The 15,247-nt window shown below is 56.8% G+C and carries 16 protein-coding genes and 1 tRNA gene; 5 read left to right on the forward strand and 12 right to left on the reverse strand.

Going from position 1 to position 15,247, the window contains the following annotated elements; translation table 11 throughout:
• Positions 1–14: 14 nt before the first annotated feature.
• Positions 15–91 (forward strand) — tRNA-Arg (locus tag GOV91_RS13610).
• Positions 92–553: 462 nt separating this feature from the next.
• On the opposite strand, the gene GOV91_RS13615 is transcribed toward GOV91_RS13610, so the two are convergent.
• The 10 genes from GOV91_RS13615 to GOV91_RS13660 form a co-directional block, all read right to left on the reverse strand.
• Positions 554–949 (reverse strand): methylglyoxal synthase, encoded by a 396-nt coding sequence (locus GOV91_RS13615; RefSeq protein ID WP_171235907.1) that lies wholly within the window; start codon positions 947–949, stop codon positions 554–556.
• Positions 927–1,454: a 2,4'-dihydroxyacetophenone dioxygenase family protein gene (locus tag GOV91_RS13620; RefSeq protein WP_171235908.1), complete on the reverse strand. Its 528-nt coding sequence runs from the start codon at positions 1,452–1,454 to the stop codon at positions 927–929. The genes GOV91_RS13615 and GOV91_RS13620 overlap by 23 nt, the downstream gene beginning before the upstream one ends.
• Before the next feature lie 14 nt (positions 1,455–1,468).
• Positions 1,469–2,173, reverse strand: coding sequence for an SDR family NAD(P)-dependent oxidoreductase (locus tag GOV91_RS13625; RefSeq protein ID WP_171235909.1), 705 nt, complete (start codon positions 2,171–2,173; stop codon positions 1,469–1,471).
• A gap of 3 nt (positions 2,174–2,176) precedes the next feature.
• Positions 2,177–3,094, reverse strand: a complete 918-nt coding sequence (locus GOV91_RS13630; RefSeq protein WP_171235910.1) for a sugar kinase — start codon at positions 3,092–3,094, stop codon at positions 2,177–2,179.
• A gap of 61 nt (positions 3,095–3,155) precedes the next feature.
• Positions 3,156–4,346, reverse strand: coding sequence for an L-dopachrome tautomerase-related protein (locus tag GOV91_RS13635; protein WP_171235911.1), 1,191 nt, complete (start codon positions 4,344–4,346; stop codon positions 3,156–3,158).
• A 65-nt stretch (positions 4,347–4,411) separates the two neighbouring features.
• Positions 4,412–5,062 carry an RraA family protein gene (locus GOV91_RS13640; RefSeq protein WP_171235912.1) on the reverse strand — a complete coding sequence of 217 codons (651 nt, stop codon included), beginning with the start codon at positions 5,060–5,062 and terminating at the stop codon, positions 4,412–4,414.
• Positions 5,063–5,105: 43 nt separating this feature from the next.
• Positions 5,106–6,074, reverse strand: coding sequence for a C-terminal binding protein (locus GOV91_RS13645; protein WP_171235913.1), 969 nt, complete (start codon positions 6,072–6,074; stop codon positions 5,106–5,108).
• Positions 6,075–6,095: 21 nt separating this feature from the next.
• Positions 6,096–7,106 (reverse strand): DctP family TRAP transporter solute-binding subunit, encoded by a 1,011-nt coding sequence (locus GOV91_RS13650; protein ID WP_209509718.1) that lies wholly within the window; start codon positions 7,104–7,106, stop codon positions 6,096–6,098.
• A gap of 19 nt (positions 7,107–7,125) precedes the next feature.
• Positions 7,126–8,412 carry a TRAP transporter large permease gene (locus GOV91_RS13655; protein ID WP_171235914.1) on the reverse strand — a complete coding sequence of 429 codons (1,287 nt, stop codon included), beginning with the start codon at positions 8,410–8,412 and terminating at the stop codon, positions 7,126–7,128.
• Between the two features lie 3 nt (positions 8,413–8,415).
• The gene (locus GOV91_RS13660) at positions 8,416–8,922 is read right to left on the reverse strand and encodes a TRAP transporter small permease (RefSeq protein WP_171235915.1); all 507 of its coding nucleotides are present in this window, start codon (positions 8,920–8,922) and stop codon (positions 8,416–8,418) included.
• A 124-nt stretch (positions 8,923–9,046) separates the two neighbouring features.
• On the opposite strand from GOV91_RS13660, the gene GOV91_RS13665 reads away from it, so the two are divergent.
• Both GOV91_RS13665 and GOV91_RS22935 read left to right on the forward strand, forming a co-directional pair.
• Positions 9,047–9,727, forward strand: coding sequence for a GntR family transcriptional regulator (locus GOV91_RS13665; protein WP_171235916.1), 681 nt, complete (start codon positions 9,047–9,049; stop codon positions 9,725–9,727).
• Positions 9,728–10,337: 610 nt separating this feature from the next.
• A complete protein-coding gene (locus GOV91_RS22935) occupies positions 10,338–10,535 on the forward strand; it encodes a hypothetical protein (protein WP_371732323.1) in 198 nt (65 codons plus the stop codon).
• A gap of 2 nt (positions 10,536–10,537) precedes the next feature.
• Here GOV91_RS22935 and GOV91_RS13675 read toward each other — a convergent pair whose 3' ends face one another.
• Positions 10,538–11,374 (reverse strand): LysR family transcriptional regulator, encoded by an 837-nt coding sequence (locus GOV91_RS13675; protein ID WP_171235917.1) that lies wholly within the window; start codon positions 11,372–11,374, stop codon positions 10,538–10,540.
• Positions 11,375–11,465: 91 nt separating this feature from the next.
• On the opposite strand from GOV91_RS13675, the gene GOV91_RS13680 reads away from it, so the two are divergent.
• Together GOV91_RS13680 and GOV91_RS13685 are read left to right on the forward strand one after the other, a co-directional pair.
• Positions 11,466–12,461, forward strand: coding sequence for a zinc-binding dehydrogenase (locus GOV91_RS13680; protein ID WP_171235918.1), 996 nt, complete (start codon positions 11,466–11,468; stop codon positions 12,459–12,461).
• A gap of 29 nt (positions 12,462–12,490) precedes the next feature.
• The gene (locus GOV91_RS13685; RefSeq protein ID WP_171235919.1) at positions 12,491–13,231 is read left to right on the forward strand and encodes an SDR family oxidoreductase; all 741 of its coding nucleotides are present in this window, start codon (positions 12,491–12,493) and stop codon (positions 13,229–13,231) included.
• A gap of 261 nt (positions 13,232–13,492) precedes the next feature.
• Here GOV91_RS13685 and GOV91_RS13690 read toward each other — a convergent pair whose 3' ends face one another.
• A complete protein-coding gene (locus GOV91_RS13690; protein WP_171235920.1) occupies positions 13,493–15,235 on the reverse strand; it encodes an adenylate/guanylate cyclase domain-containing protein in 1,743 nt (580 codons plus the stop codon).
• Positions 15,236–15,247 lie beyond the last annotated feature (12 nt).

Genomic DNA, 15,247 nt, shown 5'->3' on the forward strand with positions numbered 1-15,247 from the left:
CGCCTCACCAACGCGGACCGATAGCTCAGCTGGATAGAGTACTTGACTACGAATCAAGGGGTCGGGGGTTCGAATCCTCCTCGGTCCGCCATTGGTATCTGTGTAGGGCGACACATAGTTCTGCCACCAGTGACAGAACCTTTCCATTTTCGCCTCACTTCCTTCATCCAGCACCTAGAGCGATTTCAATGATACTGACCTCCCTTTTGGGAAAATCAGGGCTGATTTGCAGATCAGACGCCGAAGGCGTTTATGCTTGCTGATCTGCCACGTGACGAACGCATACGGGCGCCAGGCCATGTTATTAGACAATAGGAGTGCGGCGCGCAGGCGCAGCCGAGGACACGGTGTTGTTTAATAGGGTAGCCCGAGGCGGAAGGCAGCACCTTGCCCCAGACGGTCAGGGTCGTTTGGGTTGTCCAAATCCCACTGACCCCAAAACCTGTGCGGCGGTGTGGGCTGCGCCGTAAACCTTTGCGCCGGAAAACGTTGTTTTTTTAAAGAATGGGCTGGAAGCAGTCATAAAACTGCCAGTCACTCCTTACTGAATTCTCTACTGAAAAATTCCGTTCAAAACGAAATCCGCTGTGCTTGGGCTGCTTGCGAAAGGTAGGTCGTAAACAATCGCCAGGCGGCTGAGAGCTTTGACATCCACATCATGGGGCATCGGTGACAGTGGATCTATGAAGAAGAATAGGCCATTGAGCTTACCCTCACAAATCATCGCACCAAGCTGCTGATCGCCCCCCAACGGACCGCTTTTGAGGGCGGTCAGTTGAAGCTCGGGCAGGGCTGCGTTTATACGCCCGCCAGTGGTACCTGTGGCAAAAAGGTTGGCTTGACGCAATGTTTCGGAATGCCTTCTGGCCCATTCGACCATCAGGTCTTTCTTGGCGTCATGCGCAACCAATGCTAGTTGCAGCCGACTATCTGATGAACTGCTCGACATAATCCGCACCCAAGCCGACTTCCTCATAGTGCTTACGGCACATGTCGATTTTTGTGAAGACGTCCTCGTAACCCATGGTTTTGCCCCATGGGTCGACATAGAGCATTACTCCGTTCACCTGAAAGTATGTGATCATCTCCTCCACATCATCGGGCACGACTAGCGTATGAGTTTCACCCGGCGGCTCATACACATAGCCGCCTTCTTGTGCGACCCAGTCATGTTCCAGATAGTGCCAGCGCCCCTTCAGAACAAACCCATGCACGGGTTGAGGGTGCCGATGCCGGGACAGGACACCTGATTTCCGGACGCGCAGAAGGTTCATCCAATAGCCTTGCGACCTGTTCAGGCACAAAGGCCGGAACGACACGTTCTCGGTTTGGGGAACCCAGATACGCTCATCCAATGCAATCGCGTCGGGGATCACGATCTCTTCCTGCGCCTCTTTGGGAAACGGCAGTTGATACGGCATTCTCGGATCGTCGTCGTTTTCTTGTAATCGCATTTTCTGCTCCTTTGTCACATCGCGGAATAACCGCCATCGACCGGGTAAACGGCTCCGGTTACAAATGTTGCCTCGTCTGACAGTAACCATGCGGCCAGCGCACCAACCTCCGCTGGCTTGCCCCAACGATCCAGCGGTGTGCGGCCAAGGATCGGTTGGTTACGCGCTGGATCGGCGCGCAAGGCTTCGGTCATTTCGGTTTCGATCCATCCCGGTGCAACCGCATTGACGCGCACGCCATCCTCAGCCCATTTCCCGGCCAAAGCCTTGGTCAACTGGGCGACCCCGCCTTTGCTGGCAGAATAGGCCGGAACAAGTGGCCCACCAAAATAGCTTAGCATCGATGCGGTGTTCACGATGGCTCCGCCTGACGCGGCCAACAGAGGTTGCGCGGCCAGACAGCAGCGCATTGTGCCGGTCAGGTTGATGTCGATTACTGTCTCAAAAACATCGATCTCATATTCCGCGCCGCGCGCCAGAATACCTGCGCAATTGACCAGCCCGTCGAGGTGCTCAATCCCACCGAAAAATGCGGTAACGGCCGAAGTATCCCGCACATCCAATTGTGCGCAGACACCGTCAGGGTGCTGCGTAGCATAGGCCGAAACCTCGTCAGCCCCGACGCCGGTTGCTGTGATGCGCCATCCCTTGCGGCGAAGTTCCCCTGCGATACCAGCGCCAATGCCGCGGGTGCCGCCAATAACAACAGCGTGCTTCATGGGTCAGTCTCCTTCCGCAAGAAACACCTCGACCGCGTCTTTGCGAGGCATTGGGGCAACTGCACCGTACCCTTGGGTCGAAAGGGCGGCGGCGGCGTTGGCATAACGTGCGGCCTGAAACGGGTCATCGCCCAAAACAATACGAGACAGGAAGGCACCGTCAAATGTGTCGCCCGCGGCCGTGGCATCCACCGCTTCGACCCGGCGGCCTTTGACACGCTCACGCTTTTCAGGTGTCGCAACCAGTGTCCCTTCGGCCCCCAGCGTCAAAGCGACAATTTTTGCCCCGAGGTTCAAGTAGAAGTCTGCGATGGCATCTGGATCGGAAAGGCCTGTCAGTTGCTCTGCATCATCCAGACCGGGAAGGGCAATATCGCACTGTGACATGGCGGCATGTGTTACGGCGCGCGCGCGCGCGATCGGCCAGAGCTTCAGGCGCAGATTGGTGTCGTAGGACACGAGGCCCCCGGCATCCTTCACGATCTGTATTGCGCGGAATACAGCATCAGCCGCAATATCCGATATTGCCTGACTGATGCCCGAAACATGCAGGATTTTGGCCGATTGCAACGCGGCTACCGGCAGATCTTCTGGTCCCATCCGGCTGCTGGCAGAGCCTGCACGAAAATAGCTGAACTCGTGCCCGGTCGCACCATGCGTCACGAAATAAACCCCGGTATGAGCGTCCGCGACCTGACGTACGGTCGAGGTGTCGATCCCCTCAGCCTTCCAAAGGTCCATGAAGGAATTGCCGAACGTATCCGCGCCGATATGCGTCACATAGCCGACGGATGCCCCCTGTCGCGCGGCTGCGATGGCGCAGTTCGAGGTGTCGCCGCCATGTCCGGGCAGGTAGTTCCCATCAGGCTGCTGGTTGAATTCCAGCATCGGTTCGCCAAGGCACAGAATATCGGGGGTCATTGCTGTCTCATTTCACGTAAAAGGGTCAGCCCGTTAGGGCTGACCAAGTTGTATGGGAGGATTATTCGGTCGTATAGCTTTGGCCGACACCCGGGATCTTCCAGATTCGGAAGTTCGGGATTTCGGGGTCTTCAAAATTCATGTCGCCATCGACCCAGATGTGCAGGTGGTTCGACACCACATACGTCTCACCATCCGGTCCCCAGGCCAGCGTGTCGGGCCAGTTCATTTCCGGGTGGTGGACGAAACGGCTGACCTCACGCGTGGATTCATCGAACTTCATGATCCCGTCCAGTGACAGCGCGGACATGTAGATGTTGCCTGCGTTGTCCGCCGTCATCCCATCGGTGTTCGAGGGCAGCACTGCGGCAACCTCAACCGCGTTTTCGATGACCGTCTCATTGGTCTCGAAATCACGCAGGATTTCGGTCGGCAAACTATACAGGTGATTGCCGGTCAAATTGGTCCAGTAAAGCGTTTCCTTGTCGCCCGACAACGCGATGCCATCGGCACCGGTGCGCATGCCGCCATTCTTCAGTACCGGGCGGTCGTCGATGTTGAAGAAGAAATTAGGTTCATCATTGGTGAACCGGTGCTGATCCAGAATGCGGCGCACCGAGTTGGTGTTGCTGTCATAGACGATCAGGCCGCCATGCAGCGGGTCGCAGAAAATGCCGCTGTCCGCGATATAGGCAAAGCCGGTGTCGTTATCGACGGCCAGATCGTTCAGGAAAGAACACTGACGATCCGCTTCTTCCGCTGTGAAGACATAGCGCTGGATTTCCTTGTTCTCTTTCAGATCCCAAAGCACCAGCTTGGCGTCACCGTCTTCAAACGGAGGGCCGGCCACGTGGCCCTGATCCAGGATCCACATAACATCGTTGCGGTCGATCTCAAAACCCAGAACGGCCTTAAGGCCATCAGGGTTCGACATGCTGTTCATTTCCTCAGACGGAAACGCCTCCAGTTCCCACGTGTCGCCGTTCTTGGCCAGTTTCGAGACGGTCGAGGGGATCTCGGCCCCGCCCCAGCGCGCGGTGGACACATAGATGTTGCCCTGGCTGTCGACCTTGGCGCCCTGAACCAGCGCTTTACCGAAGATTTCGCTGCCTTCCCATGCGGATTTTGTCGCCTCGTCCTTGACGGCATAGGGCAGACTGTTCCATTCCGCTACTACCTCGGGCTCGATCGCAAGCGCCGGGGTGGCCAGAACGACGGTAAGGGCCACCGTGTTGAGCATTCGTTTCAGCATGTATTCCTCCCTTGCTGAGTTTTGGTGTTCCGCAGGCCGTTGCCGCGGCCTGCGGAACGTTTGGTTTAGATACGACCGTATTTCGCCAGACCTTCGCGCAGCGAGCCACTTTCGATAATCAGGCGGGCCTGTTCGGCTTCGCGCTCGTCGATCTCGCGCGCCATTTCCAGGATTGCCTCGGCATGGTCGCGCGGCACGGCCACCGCACCGTCAATATCGGCTACGATGATATCGCCGGGGTGCACGATGACTTCGCCCATCGCCACTTCGACATTCGAGGCCAGCGTCCGGATGCGGCCTAGCGTGGTGCCCGGGCTGACGCAGCGGGAATAGACCGGGAAGTCATAGTCACGTTTGATTTCGACCAGATCGCGGACACCGCCATCCAGAACCGCGCCTTCGTGCTTGTTGGCGACAGCGCCCGCAGTCATCAGACCACCCCACAGGGCAACGTCAGTGGTGCCGTTGGTCGAGATCACAATGACCGAACCAGCCTCGGACTCATCAATGGCGTCCAGCGCGTGCTGGGGTGGCATAAATTCATCAGTCGGACCTTCCAGTATGGTCACGGCAGGGCCAACGATTTTCTTTTCGTTGATGCGCGGCTTGATCGAGGCAGGCAGAAAGCCGGTTTTACCTGCGATCTTGTCAACCGCGTCTGCGACGGATGCGGTGGCCACTTTGCGAAACCCGGCAACGAGTTCTTGAGTGTTCATGAGTATTATCCTCTTGGGTAAGATAGTTAGAAGGCGGGGCGTCTCACCACGGGTTTTTCCAGCTTTTGGGCTGATCCCCGTTGAGAACGCGGGTGATTTCTTCGGCTGCATTTCGTTGCAGAACCGCGACTGAACGTTCCGAATACCAGGCGGCATGGTCGGACACGATGGTGTTGGCGCTGTGCAGCAGTGGATTATCCGGGGCGACCGGCTCGTGTTCGAACACGTCGATGCCTGCGCCAAATATGCGCCCGTGGTTTAGAGCGTCGGCCAGCGCCTCCTCATCGATCAGGCCCCCGCGCGATACATTGATCACGATCGAACTTGGCTTCATCAGCGCTATGTGTTCGGCATCCAGGATATGCCGCGTTTCAGGGGTAAGCGGTGCGTGCAGGCTGATCACGTCGGCTGCCATGCAAAGCTCGGTCAAACCGACCTTTTGCACAGCGGCAGCGGCTGCGGCCTCGTCGCTCATATACGGGTCAAAGACCAACACGGACGCAAACCCCAGCGCTCGAAATTTCTGGGCTGCCTGTAAACCGATCTTGCCACACCCGATCAGGCCAAGGGTGGCGTTTTCGCGGCTGGGGATCAGGGCTGCTTGGCCTATACCCCATTGGCCCTGTCGCACTTCAGCATCACGCGATGGGATACGCCGCTGAACCCCCAGGTAAAGCGCCAGCGCATGTTCGCTGACCTCAGTTTCGGCCCCATAATCGGGGACGTTCGCGACGTAAATGCCACGCGACTTCGCGTAGTCCAAGTCGATGTTATCGACGCCCACACCATAGCGGACGACGACTTTGAGATTTGGGCAGGCATCGATTACGGCTGCGTCCACGGCGCGTTCGCGAACGAGGATGGCAACCGGGTCCAACGCCTGCAAAGCTGGGACCGCCGCTGTTTCCGGCGTGACCGGTGCAATCTGAACATCTTGCTTAGCCAGCACCGAAGCCTCGGTGTCATAGGCGGCATAGCCTGGTTCAAGGATTGCGATGGTCTGGTTGGTCATGTGACGATCCCTCGGCATGGATTACTGTGCCTTGTAAGCTTCGACGGCTGCGTCGAGGCGGTTTGGCCAGTCCTCACCGATTTCGCTGACGATGTACTCACGCACAGCAGGCTGAGCGGCGGCGCGGAACATGGCCTTTTGCTCGGGGCTGACGGGAACAACTTCCATGCCTTTTTCGGACAGGATCGCAGTTGCGTTTGCGTCCTGCGCGGCGGTCATGCCGCGGTGGATCGTTTTCGAAATCTCGACGCACTGCTCGACAGCCTTCTTCTCGTCATCGGTCAGGCTTTCGAAAAACATGTCCGACATCAGATAGGCGTGCCAGCTAAACACATGTCCATCCAGAGACACGTATTTCTGATGCTGATAGAGCGAGGCGTTGACGATGTTCGTCACGCCGTTTTCCTGCCCGTCCACAACTCCTTGCTGCAGAGCGCCCGGCAGTTCCGGCCATGGCACTGGAGTTGCCGATGCGCCCAGGCTTTCGACCAGAGTCACCCAGACCGGCGCGGTCATTACGCGCATTTTCAAGCCTTCCATATCGGCAGGCTCGGCCACGGGTTTGACGTTATTAGTGAAGTTGCGCACGCCATTATCGGCCACACCAAAGCTGCGGATGCCGGTCTTTGCCAGCATATCGTCGGCCAGCGCGTCACCGAATTCGCCGTCCATCACTGCCCAGGCCATCGCCTGATCGTCGAACAGGTAGGGCATCGCCAGAACTGAGAAGGGTTTGTAGACCGCTGAGATCGGGCCGTCGTGGATCGCTGCCATCTGAACGGTGCCCAGCTGCAGACCTTCCATGATCTCGGACCCTCCGCCCAGCTGCGAGGCCGGGAAGATCTGAACGTCGATCGAGCCTGAGGTCTTGCCCTCGACGCAGGCTTCAAACGCCAGCGCCGCGGCGTGTTTGGGCGAGCTCAGGTCAGCGGCCTGAAAATGCGCGTATTTCAGCTCTTTAGCCGAAGCCGCACTGGCGGCGGTCATTGCAACAACGGCTGTTGCCGTCATCAGTTTCGACATGGTTTTCATGAGGTTCCTCCCTTTCATGTCAGTTCGCAAATCCAAAGAAGTTGGGGATGAAGGTGCTGACACCCGGCACGAGAATGACCAGAAGCAGCACCACGAGCTCAGCCAGCAGCAGCGGCAAAACCGCTTTTGACAGGCGTTCGATTTTCAGTTGTCCGACGGTGGCGATCACGAACAGTACTGGACCAACCGGAGGGGTGATCATTCCGATGGTGAGGTTCAGCACTAGCATCATCCCGAATTGCAGCGGGTCGATCCCCGCAGAATAAGCGATAGGGCCGAGGATCGGCGTCAGGATGATTAAAGCGGGCAGCGTGTCGATGAAGAAGCCGCAGATCAGTGCGAATGCCGCAAGAATGAACAGAATGCCCAGACGGTTGTCGGTGATCTGGGTGATCAGTTTGGCCAGTTCCTGCGGGATTTGCAGATAGGTCAGCAGCCAGGCAAAGATCGACGCCATCGCCACGATCAGGAAGACCGACGACGTCACCACCGCGGCCCGCACAAACGCGGCGTACAGAGCGCGGACCGTGAAAGCGCGCAGGATGAAGCCAAGAAACAGAGCGTAGGCAGAGGCCACCGCGCCCGCCTCGGTCGGGGTGAACACACCGAACAGGATGCCGCCCAGAATGATTGCTGGCATGATCAGGGCTGGAATGGCCGCCAGAGTTGCGCTGCGCAATTCAACCATGGTGGCGCGATGTTCGCGCCCGCGGTAGCCGTTGCGGGTGGACACGATATGGTTCGCGATGGCCAGCGCAACGCCCAGCAGAACCCCAGGCACAATTCCAGCCAAAAACAGTCCCGCGACCGTCACTCCATTTGTAGAGATCGCAAAAATAACAGCCAGAATGGACGGTGGGATGATCGGACCGATGGTGGCTGTCGCGGCGGACAAGGCACCGGCATAGTTCTTCTCATATCCAGCTTCACGCATCATCCTCATGACGATGGCAGAAGGCCCTGCGGCATCCGCGAGGGCAGAACCGCTGATCCCCGCGAACAGCATCGACACAAGGATGTTCACATGCCCCAGCCCACCACGTACGTGCCCAACCAGAGCGTTGGCAAAGCGCAACAAAGCGTTTGTTAGCCCGCAGGCCGTCATCAGCTCAGACGCGAGAATGAAGAACGGTACCGCCATCAGCGGGAAGCTGTCGATCCCGGCGAACATGCGTTGGGTTGCGACCAGTGGGTTCAACGAACCGTCGATAAAAATCGCCGACAGGCCGGCGATCCCCATCGTGAAGGCTACGGGAACACCCAGAAACAGCGTCGCGAAGAACAAGATGATCAGGGTTTTTGCCACGGCTCAGACCTCCGCCTCGTCGCCGTCGGGGTTGGGGCCATGTTCAAAATCCTGATTGACGAAGCGTTTGGCGAAGAAGGCCAGTTGGATCAGAAACAGCGCGCAACCAATCGGGATGGCCAGATACGGAATGCCGCGCGAGATACCGGTGGACATAGTTTCCTTGTTCCAACCGAATTCGACGAACTGGATGCCCAGCCGCAGCATCGTTGCCATGAACCCAAACATCACAATGACGATGCCCCAGCGCAAAAGGCGGGCCAACGCATCCGGCAGCAAGTCCGGAATTGTGGTGATTGCGACCAGCCGGCCCTCGCGCAAAGCAAGACCAGCACCACAAAACGCACCAAGGATCATCAGGTGGCGGGCGACCTCTTCAACCCAGGCAAAAGATGCGCCGAAACCGTAGCGCCCAACCACGTTGGCAAAGACGATTGCGAAAACCGTAGCCAGGGCCACGGCGACCAGCGCCCGGTTCAGTGCAACAATCCATGTCTCCAACCTTTGCAAAGACGCCCCTCCCGATGCCGTCTCTTTATGAGAATCAAAACTGGCATACAGTATGCTAATATGTCAACACTAACACATTGTATGCCAGATACATCACTGCTACTGTCGAACTGAGGAGAGCGACATGAGCCCATTCAACAGACCGAAATCATTGACGGAATTGGTGACCGAAAACCTGCGCGAGCGGATTATCAAAGGCGAGTTCGAACTGGGTGAACAACTTTCTGAGGCTCGAATCGCGAAGAATCTTGAGGTCAGCCGCACCCCTGTTCGTGAGGCAATCAATCGACTTGAAATGGAAGGGCTGCTCGTCGTCGAACCGCAACGTGGGTCCTTCGTGTTCAACTTGGAGCCCGAAGAATTGGCAAAGCTCTGCGACGCGCGTGTCTGCCTTGAGACAACCGCTTTAACTTCGGCCATGCAAGCAAACCCGCAAGAACTTCAAGCCGCACTTGCCGAATGCATCGATCGGATGAAGGCGGCGCGAGAGGCGGTGAACGATGCAGAGTACCTGTATCAGGATACTCTTTTCCATCAGTGCCTATTTGATTGTGCGGATAATCGGTTTCTGAATGACGCGTACCAGACGATAGCTCTAAAAATGGCGGCATTGCGCAGCCGGTTGGGACACCACCAGGATCATATGGCTAAGTCCTATCGCGAGCACATTGAGTTGCTTCAGTGCGTCGAGAATGGCGATGTTTCAAAAGCGTTGGACGTACTGAAACTCCACATAGACAGGAAAGAGGGGTCCTATTGGAGTGACGCAACTAATGTGGACAGTCAGACCCAGCAGGTGAATTGAGCGGTTCCGTCTCCTGCATAAAACCAAACACGTTGTCTGCAAGTCAGATAACTGCGAAAACTGGCCAAGGTCAGTGCGGTAAACAGAAGTTGCCACTGAGGTATGCAGACATCTGACATTCCGAGTCGTTGCTTAACAGCGAAGGGAATGGGCATCCTTCGGCCGCTGGGTCGATATCATTGGGGCGTTTTCATGCAAAACCTGACGATAAGCCCGAAGCGGTTCTCGCAGAACATTTTGCCCTTCTGTATCCTCAGGTAAACGCGCATAAGGTTCAGCACTGGCGGGGCGGCAAGTTGCGTGATTTCATGATTTGCAAGGAGGTATTTTCGTCACTCCTGTCGGGATACGCTCGAGTTGGCGATGGTACGATTAGTCTGATGACGTTGTTCTCACGCTGGACCCGGCGAAGTTTGAATGCTTTGTATGGTCCGGATTTGGTGTGTTCCTTGATCCGCAACAATTCCGAGACTTGCCACAGCTCTCGGTCCTTGATCTTTGTGCTGCTTTTGCGGCGCGCTGAGGGCGCTCGGATCGTCAACGTGTCGTCTGCTGCGGGGTCCTGGCCGGCAAGCCCGGCTATGGTATCTCCAAAGCGGTGCTGAATGCTGTGACTATCAAAACCGCTGCCGCGTCGAATCCTCATGGCATTCTCGTCAACGCCGCATCCCCCGGCTGGGTCGCCACGGATATGGGCGGTCACCGCCCTTTTTCTGAGGGGACGAAAGGTACAGCCTGGGCAGCGAATTTGCCCAAAGGCGGCGCGACGGGAGGGTTCTTTCGCGACGGAGTCCCAATTGATTGGTAGGTTCAGCCGCGTGCCATGAAGTCAATCAGCTTCCTGACCCGCGCTGGTAAAAGGCGGTGGCTGGGATAGACGGCGAACATGTTCCGGGTCAAAGGCAGGGTGTCTGTGACCTGCAACTGCTGCAGGTCTCCGTCCACCATATCCAATGGCAGCATCGCGACACCCAGATTACGGCGGGCGGCCAGCGCAATGACATCAAGGTCGGATAAGCTGTGTGCGGTGTGCTTTGGGTGCAATGTTTCCCCGCTCTCAAGCACCCAGGGCTGACCAGCTGCAAGCGCGGGCAAAACAAGAAGATCCGGTCTGGATATCGGCCTATCCAACCTATGCTCGTGGATGAAACCCAAACCGGCGCAAAAGCAGTAAGGGATCGACCATAGCCGTTTCGCGACAAGGCTGGAATCTGTCAGCGGGCCGACCCGAAAGGCCAGATCAATATTGTCGCGAAAGAAATCCATCATGAGATTTGTTGTCGTCAATTCGAGTTCCACACCTGGATTCTGTTGCGCAAAATCCAGCAAGCGCGGGCCGATGGTTGTCCGAGCAGCAAGCGGTGGTGCCGTAACTCGGATTCTGTGGCGTTTGGTATCGTCGGCAAAGCCCACAACACCTTGAAGCGCCTCGACCGGGCCCTGACAAATGCCGAGAAGACGGCGACCCTCTTCAGTCAGGCGAACCTGTCGGGTTGTCCGCTCGAACAGTTTAGTGCCCAGGTAGTCTTCCAACTCTGCGATCCTGCGGCTGACCCGGCTAAGCGGTATCCCCAAGCGGTCTGCGGCCTTGGAAAAGCTGAGATGGTCGGCGACTACAGTGAACAGGGCAAGGTCGTTATAGATCATTATCCTATTGTTGGGATTATAAGTTTCAATATCAACTATTATCATTGAATTTGCGGACCTCTACCTTCTGCGCAACAGAAGGAGACAGATGATGCCTTTCGCAGTTGAAATCACCCAGACCGGCAAGCCGGATGTTTTACGCAAAACCAGCCGTACGACCCCAACCCCAAATGCTGGGGAAGTCCTGATCCGGAACAAAGCCGGGGCGGTCAACTTTATCGACACCATCATCCGTTGCGGCGAGATGCCTGAGGGGATGATGCCTGATCTGCCGCATGTCCCTGGGGTCGAAGGGGCCGGAGTTGTAGAGGCGCTGGGTGAGGGGGTGCAAGGCTTCTCTGTTGGGGACCGAGTGGCATGGATGGGACCGATTGGAGCCGGTGGATATGGGACGCATTCGGTGATCGCTGCGCCCTGCATCACACGGTTGGCCGACGCCGTGGATTTCGAAACCGCAGCCGCAATCCCCGTCAACGGGATGACTGCTTATCACATGCTGGTCAATCTGGGCGGCGCAACGGCTGGTAATTCCGTTCTTGTTCATGCGGCAGCCGGAGGTGTCGGCACCATGGCGCTGCATATCGCGAAACACCTGGGCATGACGGTGATCGCCTCGACCAGCACTGACAAGGTTGGGTATGCGAAGGATCAAGGTGCTGATCACGTTATCGACTATCGCACCGAAGATGTCACCCAGCGGGTGATGGAAATTACCGAAGGATGCGGCGTGGATCTGACGCTGAACCCAATCTCGGGCGAGTCTATTAAATCAGATCTCGACGTTCTGGCACCTCTGGGCACCGCAGTTCTGTTTGGGTTCCTTGCCGGTCCGCCCGCAGGCAGTTTTGCCGAGGATTTGGCGAAGCACTTTCAGAAATCCGTCTCAGTTCGGGTCAGCGACATATACACATATTTCGGTAACCGACCCGATCAGTTCAACACGGACATGGCCACAGTGTTTAATCTGCTTGAAACGGGCGTTCTGCGTCCGCAGGTCGCGACCCTGTCCATTGATCAAGCTGCCGAGGCGCATCGTCGTCTGGAAGCCGGCGAAACCACGGGCAAATTGGTGCTGAGCATCGACTGACCGACCCAACAAGGAGAGGAGACATAGCAATGAGTACGGTTTTCGAAACCGAGCTGAAAAGCAAGCATATCGTCATCGTCGGTGGTAGCAGCGGCATCGGGAAGGCTACCGCAAAGATGGCTGCGGCCCTTGGCGCGAAGGTTACGATTGCCAGCCGAAGCGTTGCCAAGATGCAGGCCGCTGCAGTCGAAATCGGGAACGGAGCGCAGATCGCGCCAGTTGATACGACCGATGAGGCGGGCGTCACCTCCTGGGCCAGAGGGCTGGGGCCGGTGGATCATTTGGTGATCTCTGCTTCAAGTGCTGCGCATGGGGCGTTCACCGAGCTGCCCACAGACGATCTGCGCACCATGTTCGAGGCCAAGTTTATCGGCCCCTATATGGCTGCGCGCGAAGTGTTACCCGCGTTGGTCAAAGGTGGGTCCGTTACGTTCTTTTCCGGTGTGCTCAGCCGCTGCCCGTCTGCCGGCGCGACAGGTCTTGGTGCTGTAAATGCCGCGGTCGAGGCACTGGCCAAGGGGCTGGCGCTTGAACTGTCTGGACGGGCGCGTGTGAACTGCATCAGTCCCGGCATGGTCGCCACGGAAGCCTATGCTGTGATGCCGGACGAGGCACGAGACGATATGTATGCTAAAGTCGGCGCCAGCTTGCCCGTCGGACGCGTCGGAGTGGCGGAAGAGGTTGCGCAAGCCGTTATCCTGGCGATGACAAATGGCTTCCTGACCGGCACCGTCCTGGACATAGACGGTGGCCATCTGGTCCGCGGCTAGAACCTGCAACGAGCCGTGTTTGGAGTACATCACGCCAAAAAACAGCCCCTGTAACATGCGCCTATCTGCGAAACCCATAAGCCAATGCCTCAAAACAATGTCCGCGATGCCTAATGCAAGTGCAGCATTGCAATACTCAATTGAATGACCGGGTTGGGCCGTCCTCGTCCAAGCGGAATATGTCTGAGCCCCAAAGGTTATAATGCGTCCAGGGTCTGCTTCGAGCCCGACTGAGTTGCAACGTGTTTTTTACGCTTGAGTTCAGCTGGGCAAACCGGCCGCACGCAGACCAGCAGCAAGGCGTCCGAAATCATCTGGTCGCCGCCACATGGTCTGGAATCCACGAGCGAGGGCAGAAACAGTTTCTTCATTTACTTGGATGTCTCGGCTCATGAGTTCGTCGCGACGTTCGGTTGTGAAGTCAAGTAGGGCTGCCTCGGCTTCGACCTGGCGACCAAGCTTCGCGAAGGAGGCAGCCACGAAAGCCGTCGCCAAGGAATTGAGTCGGGCCTCTCCCATCAGTAACCCGAGGGCCGCTTCAAAGTCTTCACAGAAGAATTGTATCTGTCCCATTATCCAGTCGATAGCCGGGGGGTGCAGAGGATCCATCTGCATTGCCTCAGAAACGACGTCTCGCGCCTTCTCATGCCTTCCAAGCAAAAGAAACGCGTATCCGCACCAAGCCATGGACTCCGCCTCGGTTTCGATCAAAGACAGCGTTTTTTCAAACTGGGTTTCAGCCTCCGTCCAAAGGCCGGCGCACAAATAGGCGAAACCGAGTTGGTCCTGGATGTAGACATCCTGGTTATCCAACGCCGCTCCCTTTCGAGCGATATGCAATGCATGGTCTGCCGCGTCAGAGTCCGCCAATCCCAGCCAAAGATCTATGACATATGTATCTGAGAGGTACATGAATGACCTCGCGATTGACGGATCGAGAGCGACGGCCCGTTCCAGCAGGGCCCGAGCTTTTGCAGTATCGCGTGCATTCAGGCCGTCGCGAAGGGCTTTGCCCTTCAGCATCAGCTCGTAAGCCTTCATTTCATTTTCCGGCTTTCTGGTTGAACGATCGGCTACATCGTGCTGGACGCGCCCGGGAAGGACCGCCACGATGCTTCGTGTCACATCGTCTTGAACCTCCAGAACGTCCTCCAATTCATGAACATATCGATCCGACCATAATTGTGATCCGGAATTAGCGTCGGAAAGCTGTACCGAAATCCTGACGCGGCTCCCTGCCTTCCGTACACTGCCTTGCACAAGATAATCCGCACCCAAAGCTTCCGCGGTTTCAGCCGGATTGGCCTCTTGGCTTCTAAAACGAAAGGAGGCGTTTCTTGAGACCAACTGGAGAGTGCGAAAACGCGACAAGCCGGTGATGATGTCTTCTGCTATGCCATCGCTAAAAAAAATCTGTTCTGGATCGTTGCTCATATTGTGGAACGGCAAAACAGCGATTGTCGGTTTTAGTTTTGCTTCCGAATGCGGCCGTTGGTTGTGGTCCCTGTCCGATCCGCCAAACCGCCATGCGTGTACGGGCTCGGCAACGTTCTTGACATTGAAAGTCCCCGCGTCTTCCCAAGAGATTGTCAGACGATTGCCTGCGGCGCGATACACTGCGTCAGACACAAGCACGCCACCGGGTGGAGCGAGTTGTTCCAGACGTGAAGCCAAATTCACACCTGAGCCGAACACGTCTCCATCGCGCAAAATTATATCACCTAGATTGATGCCTATGCGGAAGCAAAGTGGATCACTGCCGTCTGGCGGTGCTTTTTGCCAATCAAGCGCGCAAGAAACGGCATCTGAGGCGCTTTCGAATTGAGCCAAAAGGCCATCCCCAAGCAATTTTATGACTTTGCCGCGATTCCGTTCAACAAGCGGGATGACAAATTCAGTCATGTGGGCTGACAGAGTTTCAAGCGTGCCGGTTTCGTCCCGCTCCATTCGGGCTGTATAGCCGACCATATCGGCCACCAGTATAACCGCCAGCTTTCTCTCCACGTTTTCCCTCCC

Source organism: Ruegeria sp. HKCCA6837, from assembly GCF_013034475.1.
Taxonomy (GTDB): domain Bacteria; phylum Pseudomonadota; class Alphaproteobacteria; order Rhodobacterales; family Rhodobacteraceae; genus Ruegeria.